This window comes from Enterococcus sp. S86.2, from assembly GCF_059834485.2.
Genome location: NZ_CM206813.1, coordinates 590472 through 615341, shown reverse-complemented (window position 1 = coordinate 615341; position 24870 = coordinate 590472). Strand labels below are relative to the sequence as shown.

The 24870-nt window shown below is 38.1% G+C and carries 25 protein-coding genes, 1 tRNA gene and 1 other annotated feature; of the genes, 4 read left to right on the top strand and 22 right to left on the bottom strand.

Going from position 1 to position 24870, the window contains the following annotated elements; genetic code table 11:
* Positions 1-51 precede the first annotated feature (51 nt).
* Both AC6R0T_RS02700 and AC6R0T_RS02695 read left to right on the top strand, forming a co-directional pair.
* Positions 52-597 (top strand): helix-turn-helix domain-containing protein, encoded by a 546-nt coding sequence (locus tag AC6R0T_RS02700; RefSeq protein WP_303753825.1) that lies wholly within the window; start codon positions 52-54, stop codon positions 595-597.
* A gap of 41 nt (positions 598-638) precedes the next feature.
* Positions 639-1790: a tyrosine-type recombinase/integrase gene (locus tag AC6R0T_RS02695; protein WP_303753824.1), complete on the top strand. Its 1152-nt coding sequence runs from the start codon at positions 639-641 to the stop codon at positions 1788-1790.
* Between the two features lie 96 nt (positions 1791-1886).
* On the opposite strand, the gene sufB is transcribed toward AC6R0T_RS02695, so the two are convergent.
* From sufB to AC6R0T_RS02625, 14 genes are all read right to left on the bottom strand, one after another.
* On the bottom strand, positions 1887-3278 hold the full coding sequence (gene sufB, locus AC6R0T_RS02690; protein WP_206902413.1) for a Fe-S cluster assembly protein SufB: 1392 nt from the start codon (positions 3276-3278) through the stop codon (positions 1887-1889).
* A gap of 62 nt (positions 3279-3340) precedes the next feature.
* Positions 3341-3838: a Fe-S cluster assembly sulfur transfer protein SufU gene (sufU, locus tag AC6R0T_RS02685; RefSeq protein WP_230710173.1), complete on the bottom strand. Its 498-nt coding sequence runs from the start codon at positions 3836-3838 to the stop codon at positions 3341-3343.
* Entirely contained in the window at positions 3825-5060 is a 1236-nt protein-coding gene (locus AC6R0T_RS02680; protein WP_206902328.1) for a cysteine desulfurase, read from the bottom strand. The genes sufU and AC6R0T_RS02680 overlap by 14 nt, the downstream gene beginning before the upstream one ends.
* Entirely contained in the window at positions 5057-6337 is a 1281-nt protein-coding gene (gene sufD / locus AC6R0T_RS02675; protein WP_206902327.1) for a Fe-S cluster assembly protein SufD, read from the bottom strand. The genes AC6R0T_RS02680 and sufD overlap by 4 nt, the downstream gene beginning before the upstream one ends.
* Before the next feature lie 16 nt (positions 6338-6353).
* Positions 6354-7124, bottom strand: coding sequence for a Fe-S cluster assembly ATPase SufC (sufC, locus tag AC6R0T_RS02670; RefSeq protein WP_230710486.1), 771 nt, complete (start codon positions 7122-7124; stop codon positions 6354-6356).
* Between the two features lie 186 nt (positions 7125-7310).
* Positions 7311-8216 (bottom strand): hydroxymethylbilane synthase, encoded by a 906-nt coding sequence (hemC, locus tag AC6R0T_RS02665; protein ID WP_303753823.1) that lies wholly within the window; start codon positions 8214-8216, stop codon positions 7311-7313.
* Entirely contained in the window at positions 8206-9204 is a 999-nt protein-coding gene (gene cobA, locus AC6R0T_RS02660) for a uroporphyrinogen-III C-methyltransferase (protein WP_303753822.1), read from the bottom strand. The genes hemC and cobA overlap by 11 nt, the downstream gene beginning before the upstream one ends.
* Before the next feature lie 120 nt (positions 9205-9324).
* Complete coding sequence (locus AC6R0T_RS02655) at positions 9325-10173, bottom strand: MetQ/NlpA family ABC transporter substrate-binding protein (protein WP_303753821.1); 849 nt, start codon at positions 10171-10173, stop codon at positions 9325-9327.
* A gap of 51 nt (positions 10174-10224) precedes the next feature.
* Positions 10225-10911, bottom strand: coding sequence for a methionine ABC transporter permease (locus AC6R0T_RS02650; protein ID WP_206902323.1), 687 nt, complete (start codon positions 10909-10911; stop codon positions 10225-10227).
* Complete coding sequence (locus AC6R0T_RS02645) at positions 10904-11938, bottom strand: methionine ABC transporter ATP-binding protein (RefSeq protein WP_206902322.1); 1035 nt, start codon at positions 11936-11938, stop codon at positions 10904-10906. Before AC6R0T_RS02645 ends, AC6R0T_RS02650 begins: the two co-directional genes overlap by 8 nt.
* Before the next feature lie 77 nt (positions 11939-12015).
* Positions 12016-12271, bottom strand: a binding site (T-box leader).
* Between the two features lie 58 nt (positions 12272-12329).
* Positions 12330-12668 (bottom strand): glycine cleavage system H family protein, encoded by a 339-nt coding sequence (locus tag AC6R0T_RS02640; RefSeq protein WP_206902321.1) that lies wholly within the window; start codon positions 12666-12668, stop codon positions 12330-12332.
* A 1-nt stretch (position 12669) separates the two neighbouring features.
* Positions 12670-13026, bottom strand: a complete 357-nt coding sequence (locus AC6R0T_RS02635) for an arsenate reductase family protein (protein WP_206902320.1) — start codon at positions 13024-13026, stop codon at positions 12670-12672.
* 44 nt (positions 13027-13070) lie between these two features.
* Positions 13071-14264, bottom strand: a complete 1194-nt coding sequence (locus tag AC6R0T_RS02630) for an FtsW/RodA/SpoVE family cell cycle protein (protein ID WP_282461582.1) — start codon at positions 14262-14264, stop codon at positions 13071-13073.
* Positions 14265-14680: 416 nt separating this feature from the next.
* Positions 14681-14920 carry a hypothetical protein gene (locus tag AC6R0T_RS02625; protein ID WP_173102292.1) on the bottom strand — a complete coding sequence of 80 codons (240 nt, stop codon included), beginning with the start codon at positions 14918-14920 and terminating at the stop codon, positions 14681-14683.
* 125 nt (positions 14921-15045) lie between these two features.
* Between AC6R0T_RS02625 and AC6R0T_RS02620 the strand changes: the two genes are divergently transcribed.
* Positions 15046-15118: transfer RNA gene (locus AC6R0T_RS02620), tRNA-Thr, on the top strand.
* A gap of 199 nt (positions 15119-15317) precedes the next feature.
* Positions 15318-15542, top strand: a complete 225-nt coding sequence (locus tag AC6R0T_RS02615; protein WP_526159641.1) for a hypothetical protein — start codon at positions 15318-15320, stop codon at positions 15540-15542.
* Between the two features lie 525 nt (positions 15543-16067).
* Here the strand turns inward: AC6R0T_RS02615 and upp are convergent.
* The 8 genes from upp to AC6R0T_RS02575 all read right to left on the bottom strand — a co-directional run bounded on the left by upp (position 16068) and on the right by AC6R0T_RS02575 (position 24521).
* The gene (upp, locus tag AC6R0T_RS02610) at positions 16068-16697 is read right to left on the bottom strand and encodes a uracil phosphoribosyltransferase (RefSeq protein ID WP_173102291.1); all 630 of its coding nucleotides are present in this window, start codon (positions 16695-16697) and stop codon (positions 16068-16070) included.
* A gap of 60 nt (positions 16698-16757) precedes the next feature.
* Complete coding sequence (locus AC6R0T_RS02605) at positions 16758-18377, bottom strand: ABC transporter (RefSeq protein WP_206902411.1); 1620 nt, start codon at positions 18375-18377, stop codon at positions 16758-16760.
* A complete protein-coding gene (locus tag AC6R0T_RS02600; RefSeq protein WP_230710190.1) occupies positions 18370-19128 on the bottom strand; it encodes an ABC transporter ATP-binding protein in 759 nt (252 codons plus the stop codon). The genes AC6R0T_RS02605 and AC6R0T_RS02600 overlap by 8 nt, the downstream gene beginning before the upstream one ends.
* A gap of 229 nt (positions 19129-19357) precedes the next feature.
* Complete coding sequence (gene glyA, locus AC6R0T_RS02595; RefSeq protein WP_206902317.1) at positions 19358-20608, bottom strand: serine hydroxymethyltransferase; 1251 nt, start codon at positions 20606-20608, stop codon at positions 19358-19360.
* A 132-nt stretch (positions 20609-20740) separates the two neighbouring features.
* Positions 20741-21772, bottom strand: coding sequence for an L-threonylcarbamoyladenylate synthase (locus AC6R0T_RS02590; RefSeq protein WP_206902316.1), 1032 nt, complete (start codon positions 21770-21772; stop codon positions 20741-20743).
* A gap of 200 nt (positions 21773-21972) precedes the next feature.
* Positions 21973-22806 carry a peptide chain release factor N(5)-glutamine methyltransferase gene (prmC, locus tag AC6R0T_RS02585; protein WP_303753817.1) on the bottom strand — a complete coding sequence of 278 codons (834 nt, stop codon included), beginning with the start codon at positions 22804-22806 and terminating at the stop codon, positions 21973-21975.
* Entirely contained in the window at positions 22799-23872 is a 1074-nt protein-coding gene (prfA, locus tag AC6R0T_RS02580; protein WP_206902314.1) for a peptide chain release factor 1, read from the bottom strand. The genes prmC and prfA overlap by 8 nt, the downstream gene beginning before the upstream one ends.
* 79 nt (positions 23873-23951) lie before the next feature.
* Positions 23952-24521 (bottom strand): thymidine kinase, encoded by a 570-nt coding sequence (locus AC6R0T_RS02575; RefSeq protein ID WP_206902313.1) that lies wholly within the window; start codon positions 24519-24521, stop codon positions 23952-23954.
* Positions 24522-24870 lie beyond the last annotated feature (349 nt).

The following is a 24870-nucleotide window of genomic DNA, read 5'->3' as shown; positions in this document are numbered from 1 at the left end:
TGAATAAAAACGTGTTATACTTATTCCATCAGAAGAAAGAAGGTGACTTTATTGGAATTTAAAGATAGATTAAAATATCTACGTGAACAAAAAGGGTGGACAAAAAAAGATACTGCTAAAAAAGTAGGTGTCACTACTGGAGCATATTCTAATTGGGAATACGGCAATAGAGAACCTAATTTTGAGACATTAAAAAAAATCGCTGATACTCTAGAGACTTCCATTATGTATCTTTTAGAAGGAAAATTGACATCTACTGATATGGAAAAAGCACCCAAAGGAACTGTATTTGAGCTTTATCAAATGTTTGAAGGCAGCGATAACGAAATAAGAGAAAACGCAGTTCGAAACTCATTAGACTTTATTAATAACAACAACAATTATGACAATTTGGAAGTTTGGTCAATAAATAATTTATATAAGCTTTTGTTTACCCTTAGAGCAACTGAAAATAAAAATTTATCTAAAAAGACAAACAATTTTATACTTGTACTACTTCAAAATTTAAATTCTGAAATCCAAAATAATCCTAATATAGATCTGGATCACTTCTATAAATCAACACTAGAAAAAATAAATTATCCTAGTGACATTTAACCTCCACCACTTGCCCCCAGCAGTACCAGGAGGGAACAATATTGGCAAAATTTGAACAATACAAAGATAAAAACAATAAAAGAAAATGGTTATTCAGTGGATACGTTGCTACTGATCCTATTACAGAAAAGAAGATTGTCACCACTCGTAAGGGTTTTGACACCAAATCAGAAGCAAGTCTTGAGTTTGATAAATTGAAAGCAAGCATTCTAAAAGGCTCTAAAAAGAAACATACAATCACATTCCAAGAGCTTTATAACGATTGGTTGGAACAACACCGTAAAAGTGTTAAATCTTCCACAGTAGCTACAAATAGACGGTTTATTGAAGGTCATGTATTGCCAAAATTCGGCAAGTTAAAACTAGACCAAATAACCGTTTCTTTTTGTCAAAAATGCGTGAATGAATGGCACGACAAATACAAGCAATACCATTATATAAGACGTGCTACTGCTCAGGTCATGAATTATGGCGTATCTATGGAATTAATGGACAGCAACCCTATGAAAAAGACGATTCTTCCACGAAAAAAAGAAGAGGAAAAGAAACCTAACTTTTATAGTAAAGATGAGTTACACGAGTTTATGAAATTCGTTAAAAAACTTGATAACTACAAATACTATGCCTTTTTCCGTTTGCTTGCTATTACTGGCATGCGTAAATCAGAAGCGTTGGGGCTGTATATTAAAGACTTGAACATATTCAACAAAACACTAACAATCGGTAAAACAATAGCCATTGATGAATACGATCAAGTTGTTTTGCAGACGCCTAAAACAAAAAATTCATACCGCACCATCAGCCTTGATGATGAAACGATACGAATTCTACAAAAATGGTTTAGTATTCAAAAAGAAGATTACTTCAAACTTGGATTTAATACGTCAAAGGCAAAACAACTTATGTTTAGCAATATGAGTAACGATTTATATTATCCGCAAGTAGTAAACGATTGGCTAGATTGGATTTATGACAAAGCAGAAAAAGAAGGCTCAACTTTAAAAAGAATAACTCCTCATGGTTTCCGACATACTGCTTGTTCGCTTATGTTTGAAGCTGGCGCAACGATTAATGAGGTTCAGAAGCGCTTAGGTCATAAAGACGTAAAAACAACCATGAACATTTATAGCCACGTTACACCGCAACAAGCAGAAAACACCAGTCAGAAGTTAGCAAACTACTTAGGTTTCTGACAAATAGATAGTTTTTCGGATAGTATTTATGAGATTGAAGGCAAACAAAAAGCCAAGAACGCTATAATATCAACGTTCTCAGCCTATAGATAGGTCTTAACCCACACTGCCTTCCATCTCATAACTAATCAAACGATTTAGTTCAACGGCGTATTCCATTGGGAGCTCTTTGGTGAATGGTTCGACAAAGCCCATGACAATCATCTCGGTGGCTTCGGATTCTGATAGGCCGCGGCTCATCAAATAATACAATTGTTCTTCAGAGATTTTTGAAACTTTGGCTTCGTGTTCAAGTGATACTTGGCTGTTGTGAATTTCGTTAAATGGAATGGTATCAGATTTTGATAGTTCATCCATAATAATCGTGTCACATTCAATATGAGAAGCTGAACCGGTACTTTTCTTACCAAAGGTTACTTGTCCGCGATAGTTCACTTCGCCGCCATCTTTTGAAATAGATTTTGAAACGATTGAGCTTGAAGTGTTAGGTGCGTTGTGAATCATTTTAGCACCGGTATCTTGAATTTGGTTGGCCCCTGCAAAGGCGATTGAAAGCATGGTGCCGCGCGCACCTTCGCCGTCTAGGTAAACACTCGGATATTTCATTGTGGTTTTTGCACCGAGGTTACCGTCAATCCACTCTACTGTAGCCCCTTCGTAAGCTTTCGCACGTTTTGTTACCAAGTTGTAGACATTGTCAGACCAGTTTTGAATTGTGGTATAACGGCAGTAAGCATCTTTTCTGGTAAAAATTTCAACAATTGCTGCGTGTAAACTGTTGCTTGAATACGTTGGCGCGGTACACCCTTCAACATAGTGAACGCTAGCGCCTTCATCAACGATAATTAATGTTCGTTCAAATTGTCCCGTATTTTCGGCATTAATCCGGAAATATGTTTGCAATGGTGTATCCACCCGAACGCCTTTTGGTACATAAATAAATGTCCCCCCTGACCAAACAGCTGAGTTTAGGGCAGCTAACTTGTTATCAGTTGGTGGTACTAATTGGGCAAAATATTCTTTGAATAATTCAGGATATTCTTTTAAGGCTGAGTCTGTATCCGTAAAGATAATCCCTAATTTTTCAAATTCTTCTTTCATGTTGTGGTAAACCACTTCAGATTCATATTGAGCAGAAGCGCCCGCCAAGTATGCCCGTTCGGCTTCAGGAATTCCGATTTTTTCAAAGGTATCTTTGATTTTATCGGGAACATCATCCCAATCACGAGCTGGTTTATCACTTGCTTTTTGGTAGTATTTAATTTTGCCAAAATCAATATCTGAAAGGTCTGGACCCCATTTTTGCATCGGCATTTTGTTAAATGCTGCCAGTGATTTCAAGCGAAAATCTAACATCCATTCTGGTTCGCCTTTAACTGCTGAAATCTCCCGAACAACTTCTTCGGTTAAACCTTCGCCAGTACTAAAGACGGGTTTGACGTCATCATGGAAGCCAAATTTGTATTCTTCTAATTCAGGAACACCCATGCGATCACTACTCCTTACTTTATTTAGGTATTGATTTTCTCTGAAATCAATGCCACATCTTCTTATTTATTTTCCCCTAAAATATCTTCTTCATGGGAATGTATGGAACTTGTTTCGGCAATGCCACTGTTTGTTTCAACGACCGCTTTTTCCAATGCTTTCCAAGCTAAAGTCGCACATTTAATTCGCGTTGGAAATTTTGCGACGCCGCTTAACATTGCGGCATCTCCTAATTTTTCAGCATCAGCTACGTCTTTTCCTTGCACCAAGTCAGAAAACATCTGCTCTAAATTGCCGACTTCTGATAATGGTTTGCCAATAACTGCGTCAGTCATCATAGAAGCACTGGCGGTACTGATCGAACAGCCGCTGCCATCAAAGGCAATATCCGAAATAATTCCATCGTTTACTTCAACTTCCAAATGAATGACGTCGCCACAAGTTGGGTTATTCATTTCAATTGTCACATTAGATTTTCCCAACGTCCCTCTATGATGAGGATGGCTAGAATGATCTAAGATGACTTGGCGATACAAATTGTCTAGTTTAGATAGTGCCATGTTGGAAAAACTCCTTTGTTTTATGAATCGCATCAATTAAGCGATCCGCATCTTTTTTTGTATTATAAAAATAGAAACTTGCCCGAGCTGTGGCAGGTACATTCAAGTACTTCAATAATGGTTGCGCACAGTGATGTCCTGCTCTAACTGCCACACCTTCCATATCTAGCGCGGTTGCCACATCATGGGGATGAAGACCGTCAATGTTAAAAGCAATAACACCGGTATGATCTTGTGGATCTTGCGGGCCATAAACTGTGACACCGTCAATTGCTTGTAATTTAGGCATGACATAGTCTACTAAGCTTTGTTCATAAGCGTGGATTTCATCCATCCCAATGGCAGACAAATAATCAACTGCTGCCCCTAAGCCGATTCCTCCGGCAATGTTAGGTGTACCCGCTTCAAATTTCCAAGGCAATTCTTTCCATGTACTGTCGTATAAATTAACAAAATCAATCATCTCGCCACCAAATTCCACAGGCTCCATTTGATCCAACCATCGACGTTTGCCATATAAAACGCCAATACCAGTTGGACCACACATCTTATGACCACTAAAGGCATAAAAATCAGCATCCAATTGTTGAACATCCACTTTCATATGGGGAACAGATTGTGCGCCGTCTACGACCATAACAGCATCATTTGCGTGGGCTAGAGCAATCAATTCTTCAATTGGATTAATCCCACCTAAAACATTTGAAACATGGGCAATCGAAACAATTTTAGTTTTTGGCCCGATTTTACGCTTGGCATCAGCTAAATCAAGATAACCTTCTGGCGTAATATCGATATAAACTAATTTAGCCTTTTTTTGTTGCGCCAATTGCTGCCAGGGAATGATATTGGAATGATGTTCCATATAAGAGATGACAATTTCATCACCAGCTTCAACAAATTTAGCGCCAAAACTTTTGGCAACCCAGTTTAAGCTAGTCGTTGTGCCTCGCGTAAACAAAACCTCTGCTGTTTCTTTGGCATTAATAAAAGTACGTACTTTTTCTCTGGCACCTTCATAAGCTTGTGTTGCACGTTCTGCTAAGGTATGAACACCACGGTGAACATTCGCATTATCTTGATGATAATAGGCAGTCAATTTATCTAACACAGCTTCAGGCTTTTGTGTTGTCGCGGCATTGTCTAAATAAACGAGTGGTTCATCGTTGACCAATTGATGTAAGATTGGAAAATCTTGTCTTAATTTTTGGGCATCAATCATCGATTCAACTTCCCTTCAATCACTTCAATAAATTCTTGTTGGGCCTCTTTCACTGGAATTGCTGTAATAACAGAGCCTAAGAAACCACGAATAACTAAGCGTTCTGCTTCTGTTTTAGGCAAACCACGACTCATTAAATAGTACATTTCTTCTGGATCGACGCGACCAACACTGGCTGCGTGTCCGGCAGTGACTTCATTTTCATCAATCAAAAGAATTGGATTAGCATCGCCACGAGCTTTATCAGAAAGCATTAATACGCGACTTTCTTGCTGCGCATCTGCACCTTTGGCTCCTTTTAAAATATGACCAATACCGTTAAAGGTTAACGTACCTTTTTCACGGATTACACCGTGTTGCAAGATATGGCCGATAGAATGTGGTGCTTTATTGGTAACCCGGGTATCAATCCCTTGAATTTGTTTGCCTGCTGAAATGGCAACAACTTTAATTTCAGAATGGGCCCCATTGCCAACTAAATCTGTATCAAAGTCTGCTACGACATCCCCGTCATTCATGACACCAATTGCCCAATCTACCATGGCATCTTGCATTACGTAACCACGACGATTCAAATACGTCGTCAAGTCTACACCTAAGCGGTCAATTGCAGAGTATTTCACTTTGGCCCCAGCTTTGGCGATAACTTCTACAATAATATTAGCGGCTTGTTTTTGTGCTACTTCTTTTTCAGAATTAAAACGCTCCAAGTAAGTAAACTCACTATGCTCATCTGCCACTATTAAAATATGTTTAAAGAAATGCTCTGTACCAGATTGATTTAAAATCGCTTCGATTGGTTCTTTAATCACTACATTTTTAGGAACATATAAAAACACGCCACTATTCATAAAAGCGGTATGGGCAGCAGTTAATTTATCTTCAAAAGGTGTCACTGCTTTTTTCATATAATACTCGTGAACTAATTCGGGATATTCTTGCATGGCAGTAAAAATATCCGTGAAGATAACACCTTGATCCACTAAATTTTGGGGTAACTGTTCAAAAACAGTAGTGTCGTCTGCTTGTACTAATAATGGATTGTCCTGCATGACATCAAAAGAGGGGACACTTGTTTCTTTTGGTTCTCCACTTAAATGGTCACTGGTTATATTTAATAGTGGCCAGCGGTGAAAACGAACCCGTTCAATTTGTGGCAAAGCTAATTCGTCCACTTGTTCTAAAGCCTGCAAACGCATTTCCAACATCCAAGCTGGTTCTTCTTTATAAGCAGAAAAGGTGGTCACATCAGCCAGTAGCTTTTTCAATTCTGTCATCTAATTGACCTCCTTTTTAAACTTCTTCCTTGTAATCAATACCTAATTCTTTGCTGATTCCAGCATAACCTTCTGCCTCTAAGCGTTTGGCAAGGTCAGCGTTACCTGTTAAAACAACGCGACCGTCCATCATGATATGAACGACATCAGGCGTAATATAGTTTAACAAACGTTGGTAATGGGTAATGATTAAAGCACCAAAATCATCGCCGCGCATTTCGTTGACCCCTTTTGCCACTACTTTTAACGCATCGATATCAAGACCTGAGTCAATTTCATCTAAAATAGCAAAAGTTGGTTCCAACATTAATAGTTGTAAAATTTCGTTACGCTTTTTCTCCCCACCGGAAAATCCTTCATTCAAGTAACGTTCTGCCATTTCTTCTGGCATATTTAATAATTCCATTTTTTTATCTAGCTTTTTTAAAAATTCCATGACTGAAATTTTATTGTCTTCATCTCGTTTTGCATTAATTGCTGCCCGCATGAATTCTGCGTTGGTGATGCCTGGAATTTCACTTGGATATTGCATTGCTAAAAATAGCCCTGCCCGTGCTCGTTCATCAACTTCCATCTCCAATAAATTTTCACCATCTAGCAGGATTTCACCTTGGGTTACTTCATAATTAGGGTTTCCCATAATCGCAGCAGATAAAGTAGACTTCCCTGTTCCGTTTGGTCCCATAATGGCATGAATTTCGCCAGTTTTCAGCGTCAAATTAACACCTTTTAGAATTTCTTTATCTTCGATTGCTACATGTAAATCTTTAATTTCTAACGTTGCCATCGTCTCGCCTCCATCATTTTCATTCTCACTCATTTTACGCTAATTGAGAATGATAAGCAAACTTCCCTCAATAAATTTGCTTATTCTTTTACTATTATAAAATCAATAATTTTCAATTTAGAATGATTATAAATTAAAAGACCCAAAACGAAAACTTCCTCGTCTTGGATCTTAGTTATTTCTCATTTATTCTAGTGGCCAATTAGCCAGTTTTTGTAATGCTCGTGCACTATTCTGCCCTAAAATCACCGGATTAGCGCCAACTTGAACAAGAGAATAAGATGCACCTGTCTTACTGCCTAACATTGTGCTCAGTTCAATTTTCTCCCCAATCACTTTGGCATGAGCGGCTAGTGGAACGTTACAACCAACCCCAAAGACAGATAAAAACGCACGCTCACAAGTAATTGCGCTTCGCACATTTTTGTCATCAATAGCTGCGGCGATTTTTGCTGCAGGTGAATTTTTCACAGCTTCAACTGCAATCACCCCTTGGCCGACAGCTGGCAAAAATTCATCTAACGCTAAGGAAACTTGATGCAGTTTCAAATCACCTAAAGCTTTGGGATGGCGTAGTAGTGCAGCTTGAGCCATCATGATACCGTCGTATTCTTTTTGGGCTAATTTTTTTAAGCGCGTATCGATATTGCCTCGCAAAGACTTAATCGTAAAATCCGGACGTAGCGACAATAGTTGAAATTGGCGGCGTAAACTGCCAGTACCGATCACAGCGCCTTCAGGCAAATCTGTTAATGTAGTAAACTCATTGCGTAAAATTAAAGCATCCCCTGCCGGTGCACGTTCGGGAAATGCCGCTAAAGTTAACCCTTCTGGCTCTGTGGAAGGTAAATCTTTCGCACTATGAACGGCCAAGTCAATTTCGCCAGTCAATAGCTTTTGCTGAATAGTTTTAACAAAAACACCTTGTCCTGCCATTTGGCTTAAAGCGGTTGTTTGATCCTTATCACCGGTAGTTGTAAGTAACACTTTTAAAAAGCGATGTTCCGGGAATAAGTTTTGTAAACGCGCAATCACATTGTCCGTTTGAATTTGAGCTAAGGGACTTTTTCTAGTACCAATTTTAACGTCCATTTTGGCCTCCTTTAATTTCTTTTAGGAAGTCTTGAAATAATGCCGGAGCATTTTTGCCTTGGTAGATGATTTCGTAATCTTCTTTTAAAAGGGGTAACAATAAACGTTGATGTAAAGAAATAAACCGTTCATCAAATGCTGCCCCCACAAAAACGGGATACAAGTCTGCACCTTGATCGGTATAAGTTAACAGTTCATCAAAAGTAAGTTTTTTTTCACTGACTAAAATCGTTTTTTGACCAAAACGGGGTAATTCTTCAAACCAGGATTTTGTCGCCGCTTTTGCTGCTACTGGTCCAATAAAAATCAATGCAGGATTATGCAAACCAGCTTTTTCCACTGTTTCATGAATTGTTGCAAGTGTTGCCACAACTTTTTTTTGTCGCCCCCAACTTCCCCATTCCACAACTGTAACAGGCAGGTTTTCACTGGCACCTTGGGTTAACATAATTTTAACGACAGCTGCTAATTTTTCCATTCCCATGTATAAAACGATTGTTCCACCAGCAGAAAGTTGAGCTAAAGGCTCTTGGGCAAATTCTTGCAACTGGGCTGTCGGTGTAGCTAGAAATACTTTTTCACTGACATGGCGCTCTGTAATCGCAAATCCGGCATAGACAGATACACCAGAAGCACTGGTTACACCTGGATATACTGCATATTCTATCCCGTGTTTTGCTAAAGCCTGCACCTCTTCTTCAACGCGGCCAAAAATACCGGGATCACCGCCTTTTAATCGGACAACATTATCATATTTTTTAGTAGCACTAATTAACTTTTCTTGAATTTCACTTTGGGTATAGGCATGGTGTTCAGGTGCTTTTCCTACATAAACAAGTTTGGCATCCTCAGGGGCTAAATATAATAAAATTGGATTTAATAAGCGGTCATAAAAAATAATATCGGCATTTTTCAAGGCTCGCAATCCGTGGTAAGTGATTAAAGCAGGATCGCCTGGGCCTGCACCAATTAAAGCAACTTTTCCCATTTTTTTGCTCCTTTTAAGCTAATTTTTTAGTCATTACTTCTACGCTATTATCCCTTATCTTAAACAAAAAAACAAAGGCGCAACTCACGACTTCGTAAGTGCACCTTTACTTATTTTTTATTATTTTGCGTCAACGATTTTAACAGAGCCTTTCCATTTATCGTCAACAAATTTTTTCACTTCATCGCTGTGTAATACTTCCAACAATTTTTTAATTGCAGGTTTCGTTTCATCACCTTTGCGTACTGCGATAATGTTAGCATAGGGTGAATTATCGTCATCGTGCATCAAGGCATCTTTTTCTGGGTTTAAACCAGCAGTTAAAGCAAAGTTCGCATTAATTGCAACCAAGGCATCTTTTTCATTTTCATAGGTTGGAACCAATAAACCTGGGTCGATATCGTGTTTAAATTTTAAGTCTTTTTTGTTTTCAGCAATATCATCGAAGGTCGCAGTTGTTTTTTCAACACCGTCTTTTAATTTGATTAGGCCCGCATTTTCAAGAATTGTTAAGATACGACCCCAGTCAGTATTGGAGTTTGAAGTAATGACAGTCGTACCCTCTTTAATGTCATCTACACTTTGAATACCTTTTGAATAAATGCCCATCGGTTCAATATGAACGGCACCTGCATCGACAAAGTCATAACCATTTTCTTTGACTTGGTCATTGAAATACGGTTTGTGTTGGAAATAGTTGGCATCAATTTCTTTTTCTGCCAATAACTTATTTAACAATGTGTAATCGGTAAAAGATTTCACTTCCAAGTCCACGCCTTCTTTTTTCAATAAAGGTTTGGCTTCGTTTAAGATTTCCGCATGAGGACTTGTTGTCGCCCCAACGATTAATTTTGTTTCTTTGGCATCTGATGAAGAACTAGCTTTCTCATCTTTTGATCCGCCATTGCCACAAGCGGCTAACGTAATTGTTGCAAGCAATACTGTTGCGAAACCAAATAATTTTTTCATTTTCATTTCTCCTCTACAATTTAATAATTTAATTGTGAAACTTCGCCGCAATTAGCGCTTGTCTAATTTTTGCGTGAAGTAATCTCCCAAGCCTTGAACAACAAAAACGATTAGTAACATAATCACCGTTGCAACTAAAGTGACCGTTTGATTGCCTAATTGGAACCCTTCTGACCAAGCAAGAGAACCTAAGCCACCAGCGCCGATTGCACCAGCCATAGCGGTAAAACCAATCATAGAAACAGATGTCACGGTAAAGCCAGAAACCAAAGCCGGCATACTTTCAGGCACTAAAATTTTATAAATAATCTGCCAGTAGTTAGCCCCCATCGCATTGGCGGCTTCAATCACCCCTGAAGAAACTTCGCGAAAAGCAATTTCCACTAGGCGAGCATAAAATGGTACCGCCGATAAAATCAAAGCTGGTAAGGCTGCACTAGCACCGATCATACTCCCCACCAGCGTTTTGGTAAATGGAATAATTAATACCATTAAAATCATAAAAGGTGTAGAACGAAAGATGTTACTGATGATGGACACCACATTATATAAAATTTGGTAACCGGCACTTTTTTTTCGTCCTAAGCTATATAGTAATAAGCCTAACAAAATTCCTAAAACAAAAACCACAACCATGGAAACAATTGACATATAAAGCGTATCAACGGTGGATGTTTGCATCTTTGCCCAATCGACTTTGTCAAAATTTAAATATGTTTCAGCAAAACTCTTATCCACGATGCAACACCTCCACTCCTACTTGTTGGGCAGAAAAGAATGCCATGGTCCCATTAACCGCGTCGTCGTCTCCGGTAATCAAGACCGTCAAAGAGCCAAAAGAGTTGTCTTTTGATTGCCGAATATTCCCATAGACGACGTTAATATCAACATCAAATTTGCGAATTGCTTGTGAGATTACCGGTTCATTGGCATTATCGTCTTTAAAAATTAACGTCGCTAACACACCATTAGGATTTTCAGCGATAAATTCTTGTAAAACTTCTTTTGGTTCTTCACTCGGCTGTAAGTCTTGTTGAACAAAACGTTTGGTAACAGCCTGTTTAGGATTACGAAAGACCTCAGAAACTTGACCTTCTTCCACAATCTTACCCAATTCCATCACCGCTACTTTATTACAAATTTTGCGGATGACGTTCATTTCATGGGTAATTAATACAATTGTTAAGTTTAATTTCTGGTTGATATCTAATAATAAGTCCAGTACTTCATCGGTCGTTTGCGGATCTAGCGCACTCGTCGCTTCATCACAAAGTAAAATCTTAGGATCATTGGCTAGCGCTCGAGCAATTCCTACCCGTTGCTTTTGCCCACCGGATAATTGTGCCGGATAAGCATCTCCTCGACCTTCTAAATTTACTAATGCAAGAAGTTCTTTGGCTTTTTGCTGCCGCTTCTCTTTTTTAATCCCTGCTAATTCCATCGGTAATTCAATATTTTCTAGAACTGTTCTGGACCATAAGAGATTGAAATGTTGAAAAATCATTCCCACGTTTTTACGAAACTCACGTAATTCTTTGCTCTTCAATTTGCCGATATCTTGTCCATCAACGACAACACTGCCGTCAGTTGCTAATTCTAGCCCATTTAACAGGCGAACCAATGTCGATTTACCAGCACCAGAGTAGCCGACAATACCATAGATGTCACCTTTATCAACAGTCAGAGAAACACCGTCTACAGCCTGGATTGTCTGTTTTTTGACATTAAAACTCTTTTTGACATCCGTTAATTGGATTAAAGCCATTTTTTCAGCCTCTTTCTTTTTTTCATACTTTCAAGCCATAAAAAAACAGCTTGCCATCCTTGTAATTCTTTCAATTACAAAAGGACGAAAAGCTGTCGCAATTTCGTGTTACCACCTTAATTTGTTATAGTCTCACAACTATAACCTTATCCAGTACTTACCTCTTGGTGCATACTGTCGTGCTATAACGGGCACCCCCGTAATAAGCTTGCCAGCGGCTCACTTATTCTGCTCAAAGACCATCTTCCATCTTACCTTCATTACCTGTTTGCAGCATCTCCAGGCTCTCTGTGAAATGTCGGTGACATGTACTCTTCTTTTCAAAGCTTTCAAGTTATTGGTGAAATTATAACAAGCTAAAAATCGCCTGTCAATTATTTTCAGAAAAATTTTACAGTTCGTTGAATTCTGTGGCATCGACATCTTTAAATGCCACCAACCACGCATTCATTTCATCTTCATCATTTAAAACGTCAATATTTTCTAGCGCTTTTTCATTCACAGAAGAAATCGTCCCTGTTAGAGGTGCGGGAAATTCTTGCACGGCTTTTTCAGCTTCCACTTCAACTAGCGGTGTGCCTTGTTTAAACGTTTGACCGGCTTTTGGCAATGAGGCAAAGGTTACTTTACCTAAATCAGATTGCGCAGCTTCCGTTAAACCAACGACATACTCATTTCCATTGTACAATACCCACAAATTATCTTTTGTTTTCAAACATTTTTGTTGCATCTTATTTCGCGACCCCTTCATATTCAGTTTCTTTAAAGCCAATCGACAAAAGTTTGTCGTCACGCACTAAAATTGGACGTTTGATTAACATCCCATCACTTGCCAATAATTCGCTAGCTTCTTGTATCGATAAATTGGGCACTTGATCTTTTAAACCCATTTCACGATACTTCATACCACTTGTGTTAAAGAAGCGGCGTACTGGCAAATCACTTTCTTCCATCCACTGCATTAATCTTGCAGCAGTCGGTGGATTTTGAACCATATCAATGGTTTGAACCGCAATTTCTTGTGAATCCAACCAAGCTTTTGCTTTTTTACACGTACTACATTTTGGATACCAATATAAAGTCAGCATAGCATTGCTCCTTTACTTTTATTTCCGCTTTCACTTTACCACGTTTAAGCTAAAGTAGCATCTTTTTCCTCTTTTTTCGTCTCTGCTTGGTAACGCATCGATAAAATGAGGCCGATGCCGATCATATTGCTTAAAATAGCCGAGCCACCTTGACTAATAAAGGGCAATGGAATCCCCGTTAATGGCAAAAGACCAATATTTGCGCCAATATTTTCAAAAACGTGAAATAAAATCATCATAATAATACCAGTAGCAATGTAAGCATAAAACTCATTATTTGTATCAAAGCACACGCGAATCATATGATAAATTAAAATGAAATACAAGAGGATGACAAACGCACTTCCAATAAAGCCAAAATTTTCGCCAATAATCGTAAAAATCATATCAGATTCTCTGACTGGTACATAAACATCGCTAACATTAAAGCCTTTTCCTGTCATCCCACCAGAACCAATAGCAAGTAAGCCATATGCTAGCTGATAAGAATTTCCTTGCATATCATGGAAAGGATTTAACCATGAGTCGATGCGGGCAAATTGATAGGATTTAAAGCCGACGTGATACAAAAGATCTCGTCCTACCTCAGTTGTCACTAAGAAAATCGTGCCCCCACCCACAATCGCAAAAATCGCAATTAGCGGAATTAAAATGCGCCAGGATATTCCAGACATCAAAAAGACGCCCCCGATAATCGCTACAAACACCAACATGGTCCCAAAGTCTTTTTGCAACATCACTAAAACCAAGACTGGTAGTGAAACAGCTAAAATCTTTAATATCAAAAGACCATCTGTAGGTAAATTACGATTACGGTATTTCACATTGTGCGTCGTTACGACTAATGCCAACATCAAAATTAACGCAATTTTCATAAGTTCGGCGGGTTGGAAATTTACCGGCCCAAAAGTAAACCAGTTTTTAGAACCCGTGACACTTTCTAAATTTCGGTCGTAAAACTTCAATAATAAGGTCATAATCACTAGACCGGCACCATAAATGTAGGGTGTCAACTTCCAAATCCACTTTGATTTCATATGCATAATCACCACAACCGCTACTGTGCCGACCCCATACCAAACAGCTTGTTTGGCAACACCGGCCAATACATTAGGACTGTTACGATCATGGGTCAAGGCGACATACAAGGCTGCCAATCCGATTAAACACAACAGAAAGACTGGCAATATCACGCCATAATCAATCCGATTATCATTTCTTGCTCGTCTATTTTCCATGCTTCCTCTTCTTTCCAAAAAGACTTTGCAAACTTCTAAAAATTAGATACGACAGTAAAAGCTCGCTAAATTCCTACATTCATTTACGTTTACGTAAAATTTCGCCTTCGCATCTAAAAGATTCGTTTGTAAAGCTAGACACTGCTGGCTGATTGCAGCAGCGTTTTTCCTACGTTAGATAATATAAACTAAAAATCGAGTAAAAAGTACACTTCCCCATTATAGTTGTTAATGAAAAGAAAGAAAAGAAGGGAATTAGACCCTAGGAAAAATTTTAAAACTTTACTTATACAGCCTAAAAAAAGCTCTGAAAAATTGTATAAAAAAGGATCGTCATAAACCTAGTTCCGTAAATTTTGCGGATAAAAAAATAAGACTTAAGCCAACAAGTGCTGCCAGCTTAAGCCGTAAGAAAACTATTTTAGTTTTTCCAGTTCTTTATAATTGATAATCATCACGCCATTACTTTGTGTCATTAATTGTTGATTATCACCCGTTTCGTCAATTTCAACGACTGCAGAATTTTTTAACTGTTTCGTGACGGTACCGGTCTGCGGTTTTCCGTAAATTGTAAATTTCACATGGGTATCGACCTGAAATCCTTTACCTGCATCTGACGGAATGATTGTTGTTTCAAACTTACCAAAACTTGCCACTATAGAAAACCTCCCTTTAATTAATACTAGTATACCACACTTTGTGAAAATTTTCTAAGTCCTTGTTTCATAGAAGGGTTTTGCCTTTACAAATATTTTATTTTTGCTATAATTTCTAACGTACTGCCAGCTTAGCTCAGTAGGTAGAGCAACGCACTCGTAACGCGTAGGTCACAGGTTCGATCCCTGCAGCTGGCATAACTAAACAAAAAAGCCTGTCTCAAATTTGAGACAGGCTTTTTTATGTTTAGCTATATAATCTCCCTTTTTAAATTGTTAGTAGGATGAAAGATTATTAACAGCACGCATTAGCTATACTATTATTCATATTATGTAGATAAGATTGATAAAAACGAGAAAAATAACAGGGTTAATCATTCTAGTTCTTTTAGGTTTTATGGGCTACAAAGCTTACGACTACTATCACTCAACCTATGTTGGAAAAACAGCTTACGCTTATGTTCCAAAGAAAGTTCCACCCAAACTTGAACATAAGGCTGAAACTTCAGTTGGTGATCGCTCTTCTTGGTATTCCTATGACTACAAATTAACTTTTGTCAAAGAAGATGGTACGACTGGAATAAGAGCTGTATCAATCTCTCAAGATAATCCAAACCATTAGTTCCAAACTCTTACGTTAGAGCAACCATCAGTAAAAAAAGAGTACGCAAAGGACCAAATAGAATTGATGAACAGGCTATTCCTCAAAAGCTCCATAAAAAACGAACACCGTTAAAATAAAAACGAAATGACCTCTTTTATTTATTTTTGTACGTTTACACTTTTGTATCCTTTCTTCTATAATGAAGATACGAGGTGATAACTATGATGAAAAGACTTTTTTATGCTGCTATCTGTACTTTAGTTTATCTTTTTATTTCGAATATTGGTAACTTTGTATTTGGAATCAGCGAGCGCTTTAGTTGGACAACTACTTTATGGGAGGCTCTCTTTTTCTTCATCTTCATTTTCTTAATTCAAGGCTTTCGAAATAAAAAATAATAAAAACTAACTTATGCACATATCAACAGACTTATCCACAATATATTGTGCCGTTTCATCTACACAATTCTATATTTTGTGTCTATTATTATTTTTTCTTACAAAAAAAACGCTGATTTTAAAGTCAGCGTTTTTTTGTAAATTATTATTTTGTACCAAACAAACGGTCACCAGCATCCCCTAGGCCAGGAACGATATAGCCGTGTTTGTTTAAATGGTCATCTAAAGCCGCAGTAAAGATATCAATATCTGGATGGGCTTCTTGTAACGCCCGCACGCCTTCTGGAGCCGCAACGAGACAAACAAATTTAATATTTGAAGCCCCACGTTTTTTCAATGAATCAATTGCCATGATGGCAGAACCACCAGTTGCTAACATTGGATCTACAACAAAGATTTGACGATTATCAATATCTTCTGGCATTTTGAAGAAGTATTCATGTGCTTGTAATGTTTCTTCATCGCGGTATAACCCAACGTGACCTACTTTAGCAGCTGGAATTAATTCCAAGATACCGTCTACCATGCCTAAGCCAGCCCGTAAGATTGGCACAATCGCAACTTTTTTACCAGTTAATGTTTTTTGCGTAGATTGTGCAACTGGTGTTTCAATTTCAATATCTTCTAGTGGCATATCCCGTGATACTTCATACGCCATTAACATCGCGATTTCGTTTACAACTTCCCGAAATACTTTTGTACCTGTATTTTTATCACGAATAATTGTTAATTTGTGTTGGATCAATGGATGATCGATTACTTGAAATTTGCCCATTGTAAAAGCTCCTTTAGTTTTTATTTTATTTTAAAGCAAATACGCTGGTTTAACAACTAATCACTTTATTTTTTTCTGCCTTGCTAGATCAATTTTTCTCTGCCAAGACACCTGGTCTACTTTTTGCCAGAAATTACGGCGATAATAATACATGAGCCACAAACCAACAGCTATGATACCTAGAGCAACGACTGCATTGACTAAAGTTGCATCGATAAGGTTTAACAAGGCCACATAACCGCCAATTAAAACTGCCCCTAAAATCATGCTGCCCCACATCATAAAAATTAACCCAACGCGACCACTGCCTCGTAAAAAAAGCTGTGTAAAATTCGTCCAGTCTACTAAAAGCAGTCGATAATCTCGCACAAAATAAAATTGTGACAACAAAAGCGTACCCAATAAGCTGCCAAGCACAAACGATACAATAAAGAATAATGAGCCTTGTAAAACAAGACCCGTAGCTAGGGATAAAATTAAGGTAATCCCACCTTGAATAAGCAGTCCTGTTTTAAATTTAGCTACCAAATATTCCTTGCGACTCACAGGCAATGTCTGCATATACGTATAATTTTCTCCATCTAAAGAAATTAAATTGCCGACAAAAGAAGTTTGATTAATTGTTATTAAAGCTAAAACTATCCCACCAAAAAAGGCTACCCCGACATATTTTAAAGGCAGATCACGCAAACTCAAGCTGCCATTCAAAGCAAAAGTAGCTATAAAGACCACTGGAAAAACCAACGAGGAAGACAGTACTTGGGTAATCAAAGAGGGATTTTTTACCAATTCGAAATTATACCGACGTAAAATCTGTTGCAAGTTTTGATTTTTCTTATGTTTTCGCCGCACTACTTGTTCTGTAGAGGAAATATTGGTCACTTGTTCATAAAGCTGTGGTAAAATCTGCCACTTCACCAAGAAAGCTAAAATAAGTAAAAAGCCTACTACACCAACTATACTTATTAATCCCTCGCTAGAAAAAGGCGCATGGGTAATATGAAAGAGTGGCAGCATTGGCAATATGATATTACGATCTGCTACATAGCTGTCAGCTGTATCTTGATTCATCAACATAATCCCAATAATAACCAGCGCCATTGTCACCCATAAAAGAAGAGTGGTCATTAATTTCTTATGCTTTTGGAAAACTTTGGTCTTTGTTATACCAAAAACAATCAAGCTACAAATTGCAAATAAAATTAACAAAACAACAATAAATAATAAGCTACTAATCACACCAGCTAAGACGATGTTTAGTTTACTTTTTAAACTCGTTAGAAAAAACAAGATAAGTAAAGGAATGATAAAGGGAACTACTGATAAGGCCACCACGATATTTTTAGCAATAAAAATCTGACTTTGTTTAAATGGCAGCGGTAGATAACTGCCCAAATCTTTACTCTCAAAGAAAATATTGTAAATAATACTTACCCCTTGGGATAGGCCTAATAAGAAAAAAAGCATCGCAAAATACGTAAATGTTCCGGGCATTTTGGCAAAGTCAGTCATAAAAAGCATCGAGCCATAGACTGCTAAAAAGACCAAACCAGACAACAGATACTGGTTAATAATCGCTTGGGATAAGTTCTTACGTCCTTTTTTCCGTAGCCGATCGGTAGCTTGGGGATTCGCATAACGTAAGCTGGTGGCAATTAAACTCTTTAATTGCTTACTCATCACCATCACCTGCCAACTCCTTGACAATCTCTTCACTGTTTTTACGCCCTGCCATTTTCAAATAAACCGCCTCTAAGGATTCCTGTGGATTTTCAGCTAATAAGTCCGTCACGGAACCATTATAAATTAGTTTTCCTTCCTTTAAGATGGCCAGTTCATCACACAACTGTTGCGCTGTATCTAAAACATGGGTTGAAAAAATGACGGTTTTTCCTTTGGCGGCATGTTTTTTCATCAATTCTTTTAAATCAAAAGAAGCTTGCGGATCTAACCCTTGCATTGGTTCATCTAAAATCCAAATGTCTGGATCTGGCAATAAAGCACCAATAATAATTGTTTTTTGTCGCATTCCATGGGAAAAACTCGCCAATGTTTCATCGATGTGATTTTCCATACTGAATAATTCAACTAATTCTTTTAAGCGCGTTTCTTTGTTTTCTAATTCATAAGCCGCAGCAATCAAATCCCAGTATTCTCCTGCTGATAATTGCAAGAAAATATCTGGTGAATCTGGTACGTAGCCAATTTTCTTTTTTATCGCCAGCCGATCTTCAGAAAGTTCTTTGCCATCAAATAAAATTTGACCTCTGGTTGGTTCAATAATACTGACTAAGCTTTTAATTGTCGTGGACTTTCCGGCTCCGTTATGACCTAAAAAGCCAAAAATTTCCCCTTCTTTAATGGTTAGCGTCAAATTTTGTAATGCTGTCTTTTTACCGTAATCTTTTCCCAAATCCTGTAACTCAATCATATTTTTCACTCCTTATAAACCTATGAAGATCGCTTATTTTAAACTAAATAGGCGCCTTACAACTTGTTATCTAGTATCATACTACAATCCTGCTTGGGATAAAAATGCAGTCTTGCATTTTTTAATAAACTTTCATTTGCAATTTTTCTTTGCAAAGCTAGTTAAAAAATCAGCTTTACTTTTACAAAAAAAGCGGCAATCAAAAAGATTGCCACTTTAACGAAATGATTTATTTTTCTAAGTCTTGGTAAATAGGAAAGCGATCTGTTAGGCGCTTTACGCTTGCTTTGATTTTTGCTAACTCAGCTTCATCTTCGCGGTTTTTCAACGCATTCACAACTAATTGTGCTACTTGGGTACATTCTTCTTCTTTAAACCCACGGCTAGTCAAAGCCGGTGTTCCAATCCGAATACCACTAGTTTCCATTGGGCTTAGCGATTCAAAAGGAATAGAATTTTTGTTTAACGTAATATTCACTTTATCTAAAACATGTTCGGCAATTTTACCTGTAATATCTAAACCACGTACGTCTACTAATAACAAGTGGTTGTCAGTTGCCCCTGAAACAAGCCGCGTTTCTGGTGTTTGGTTGAAGACTTTTGCCATAGCTTGTGCATTATTGATAACTTGTTGACTGTACTCTTTGAAGCTTGGATCAAGTGCTTCTTTAAAAGCAACTGCTTTTGCTGCGATGACATGTTCCAATGGTCCACCTTGAATACCAGGGAAAACAGCACTATTAATTTTTTTGGCTAAATCGGGATCGTTGGTTAAAATCATTCCACCCCGAGGCCCCCGCAAAGTTTTATGGGTGGTTGTCGTAGTAATATCGGCGTAAGGAATTGGCGATGGATGTAACCCCGCTGCAATAAGACCGGCAATGTGTGCCATATCAACCATTAATTTTGCGCCAACTTCATCGGCGATTTCTTTAAACTTCGCAAAATCAATTGTCCGTGAGTAGGCACTCGCGCCTGCCACAATAAGTTTTGGCTGATGTTTACGCGCCAAGATGCGCACGACATTATAATCAATCACTTCGGTTGTAGGATCAACACCATAGCTGACAAAGTGATAGGTTTTACCGCTAAAGTTAACTTTTGAGCCGTGGGTTAAATGCCCACCAGCAGAAAGATCCATGCCTAAAATTGTATCTCCTGGTTGAACCAAGGCTAAATAAGCAGCAGTGTTGGCTTGTGAACCAGAATGAGGTTGAACGTTCGCAAATTTAGCACCAAATAGTTCTTTGGCCCGATCAATTGCCAAATTTTCGGTGATATCAACAAATTCACACCCACCGTAATAACGTCGCCCAGGATAACCTTCTGCGTATTTATTGGTCAAAACACTTCCTTGAGCTGCCAAAACGCCAGGTGAAACGATATTTTCTGAAGCAATTAACTCCAAGTTGTTTTGCTGACGATTAAACTCATTGTCCACAGCTTCCCATAATTCTGGGTCAAATTCACGATAATCCATTTTAGCCACTCCTTTTAAATTAACACTCTTTTTTATCAAACATTTAGACTAAGGAAAAAAAGTCACTTAGTATTGAAATTGTATCATAAAAATAGGGCGCAAAAGAAATCTTTCGCCCCTTATTTTTTATCGCTATTTTTCAGCACTAAAATATTGTTGATTCGCTGATTTTTTCAATCGATTCATATAGGCGGCACCAATGCCTTCTTCAGGATAAACTTCAGCCAAAATAACATCTAAGTCCAAAGCCTTATCATCCAACGCCCGCAAACCGGCAAAAAGCCCCTTTGCCGCTGATTTTGGCGTATCTTGACTATACATAAATACACAAGCCGTATCATAGCGCATTTCTTCTGAGATACTTGGACCAGCTAAAACTCCAGCTCGCAAATGATTCTCTTTCACCCAGGCCTTTGCTTTTTCCCAGTCGCCGTTTTTTACTAATAAAACTTTCGTATCTGGCGCATAATGCTTATATTTCATACCTGGAGCTTTTGGTGCTTCACTTTCACTGACTAAATGCTTGTCTAGTGTAACGGCTACGCCTAATGTCTGGGTTAATTCTTCTTGTGTAATAGCACCAGGTCGTAAAATGACGGGTGCTTTTGTGTGATCACTTAAATCTAAGACCGTTGATTCTAAACCAATTTGAGCAGCACCATCATCGACAATTCCGGCGATTTTTCCTTTTAGGTCATGATACACATGCTCACTTGTCGTTGGACTTGGTTTACCTGAGGTATTAGCACTTGGACCTACTAGCGGAACGCCTGCTAACGCGATTAATTCCCGTGTTTTTTTATTCGCTGGCATACGAAAAGCTGCTGTGGATAAACCACCTGTAACAACAGCAGGTAAACTATCTTTTTTGATGGTAAAAATTAACGTTAGCGGTCCAGGCCAATAAGTTTCGACAATTTTTTGCGTTAACGGATGAAAGTTATCCACATAATCTTTCACCATTGCAAAATCTGCCACGGTAACAATAAGCGGGTTATCGCTAGGACGTCCTTTAACTGCAAAAACCTGCTTGACAGCCGCAGGTAAAAGTGCATTAGCACCTAGTCCATAGACTGTTTCAGTCGGAAAAGCGATCAGCTCTCCTTTTTTTAATTTTTCTGCCGCTGCTTGTAATTGATCGGTTTGGTATACCTTCGTTTCCAATCTTTATCCACATCCTTTTTTCACAGAATAGGCGAGTTTTCAACAATTCCAATAAACTTATCCACTTTTTGTGGATAAGTGATTTGTCAAGTGTGCAAAAGTCTGTTCATAACTTTTATTTTGTGAAACAGTTCTGCTAGCTATGTTTTTTAATCGTGAAACAATTTGAAAAAAATTTTTTCCACAAGTTTGCGTAATAATTAATACACATAGACCATTCGCTCATTGCCACTTAAATCTTTTTTTACGATAACTTTTTTATCGGGAAAAGCGCTTTGAAAAATTTCTGTGACAGCCTGACCTTGTGCAAAACCAATTTCCAAAAAAATTTGGCCATTAGCTGCTAGAACTTTTTGCGCTTGGCTTGCCAGCTTGCGATAAAGCGCTAAACCATTATCTGCGGCAAATAACGCTGTTTTAGGTTCAAATTCCCGCACACTCTCATCCATCAACTCCCACTCACTGGCACCAATGTAAGGCGGATTGCTGATAATAATATCATACTCTTCTTTTGCCCAAGATAAAGTATCGCCTAAAATAAAATTAATTTTTGCTCCTAAGGCTTTGGCATTATCTTGTGCCACCACTAATGTTTCTGGCACAATATCCACTGCACTAACTTGCCAATTTGCTCTAGCCAACTTTAAAGAAATGCCGATCGCACCGGTACCGGTTCCAACGTCTACCACTTTTTTCATCGTCGTTGCTTGATTTTTTTGCAAACACCAATCGACTAATTCTTCTGTCTCTGGTCGGGGGATTAATGTTGCTTCATTTACTTTAAATTTGTGTCCATAAAAATATTCATAGCCTAACAAATATTGCGGTGGCTGATTTTGCAATAATGCAGCTACATCTACTTCAATTTGTTTTTCATCTACTTTAGAGATACTTTCATTCATGTTTAACAGCCACTGAGTCTTATCCCAACCCTTACGCGCCAAAAAAACAAATTCAATACTGTATGCTTCTTTACCAGCTGCTTTTAAAAAAGAAGAAGCTCTTAACAGAGCTTCTCGATACGTCTTAGCCATTTTGCATCTCTTCTAATTTCGATGTTTGATCGTACATGATTAAGGCATCGATAATTTCATCTAATTTACCAGCTAAAATTTGATCCAATTTTTGAATCGTTAAACCAATGCGGTGATCTGTTACCCGGTTTTGAGGGAAATTATACGTCCGAATCCGTTCAGAACGATCCCCAGTTCCTACCGCAGATTTACGTGTGGCATCGTATTCACTTTGCGCTTCGTGAGAAATTTGATCATACACTCTAGCCCGTAATACTTTCATTGCTTTTTCCCGGTTTTTTAATTGTGAGCGCTCGTCTTGCATCGCCACGACAATCCCGGTTGGAATGTGCGTCAAACGTACAGCAGAAGCCGTTTTATTAACGTGCTGTCCACCAGCACCAGACGCATGATAAATGTCTGTCCGAATGTCTTTATCAGCAATATCAATTTCAACTTCTTCTGCTTCTGGCATTACGACAACAGTCGCAGTGGAAGTGTGAATACGCCCTTGTGATTCTGTTGAAGGGACACGTTGCACCCGATGCGCACCACTTTCATATTTCAGTTTGGAATAAACGTTATCGCCAGTGATCATCATAATCACTTCTTTGTAACCGCCAATACCGGTAATATTGGCATCCATCACTTCGACTCTCCAACCTTGTGTTTCAGCGTATTTTTGATACATATTAAATAAATCACCCGCAAAAAGTGCCGCTTCATCACCGCCTGCGGCACCGCGAATTTCCATGATGATATTTTTATCGTCATTAGGATCTTTAGGTAACAATAAAATTTTGATCCGTTCTTCTAAAACTTCTTTTTCTTTTTTCAAATCACTTAGCTCTTCTTTGGCCATTTCTGCCATTTCATCGTCTAAGTTTTCGCTTAATAATTCTTCGGCATCTTTAATACCATCAACAACTTGCTTGTAACGACGGTAAACTTCCACCGTTTCTCTCGTGTTAGCTTCTTCTTTAGAAAGCTCCATAAAGCGCTGCGTATCACTGATTACATCTGGATCACTTAGCAGCTCGCCTAATTCTTCATAACGATCTTCAATCGCCTGCAGCTGATCATACATAATTATTTTACTCCTTTATTTTCAAATAGATGTCTTACCGATAACTTCTCTTAAAAGCTACATTTTACTGGTTACTGACTCAAATTTCTGGATGGAAATAATGGTGACGGCAGACTGGATAATAGGCTTCATTGCCGCCAATCTGAACTTGGTCCCCTTCATAAACAGGTTTATCGTCAATATAATGAAGATTCATAATCGCTTTTTTATGACAGAACCAACAAATTGTTTTCATCTCTTCAATTTTGTCAGCATATAACAATAAGTATTTTGACCCCTCAAACAATTCGTTGCGAAAATCATTTTTTAAGCCAAAGGCCATCACAGGGATATTCAATTCATCCACAATTCTAGTAAAGTCCAAAACATGCTGTTTTTGCAAAAATTGTGCTTCATCAATTAACACACAGTAAGGCTTAAAATCTAAATTCGTAATTGTTTCAAAAACATTTGTCTCAGTAAAAATCGGCAGTGCATCTCTTTGCAAACCGATTCGACTTGAAACCCGCCCAACACCAGAGCGGGTATCTAAACCACTCGTCATGATGACAACAGGCTTGTCTTGTTCTTCATAATTGTGGGCAACTTTTAAAATCTCAATAGTTTTCCCACTGTTCATTGCGCCATATTTAAAAAATAATTGTGCCATTTCACAAATTCCTCCGCTTCACTCTTTGATATTATAGCGGAAAAGGACAGCTTTTTACAGTAGGAATTTTGCGTCTTACAGGATTGAAAATTTTGCCTGTGACAAACAAAAAACCACCGCCACAAGGGACGATGGTTTTTCAGGGAGTAAGAAAATGAAAAGAAAAGTTTGTTGGGTTTGGGTTGTTTTGTTGGTATGTATATATAATAGCCAGAAAATGTGAATAATTTATGACAAGAATTTGGTAAATTCATACCTTTTTTCTAACGACGCGTTTTAAATTTCCACAAGATAATTTCAATTTTTTGATTACGGTGGAGAAATCGAGGTTCCTGCCCCCAATTTTCTG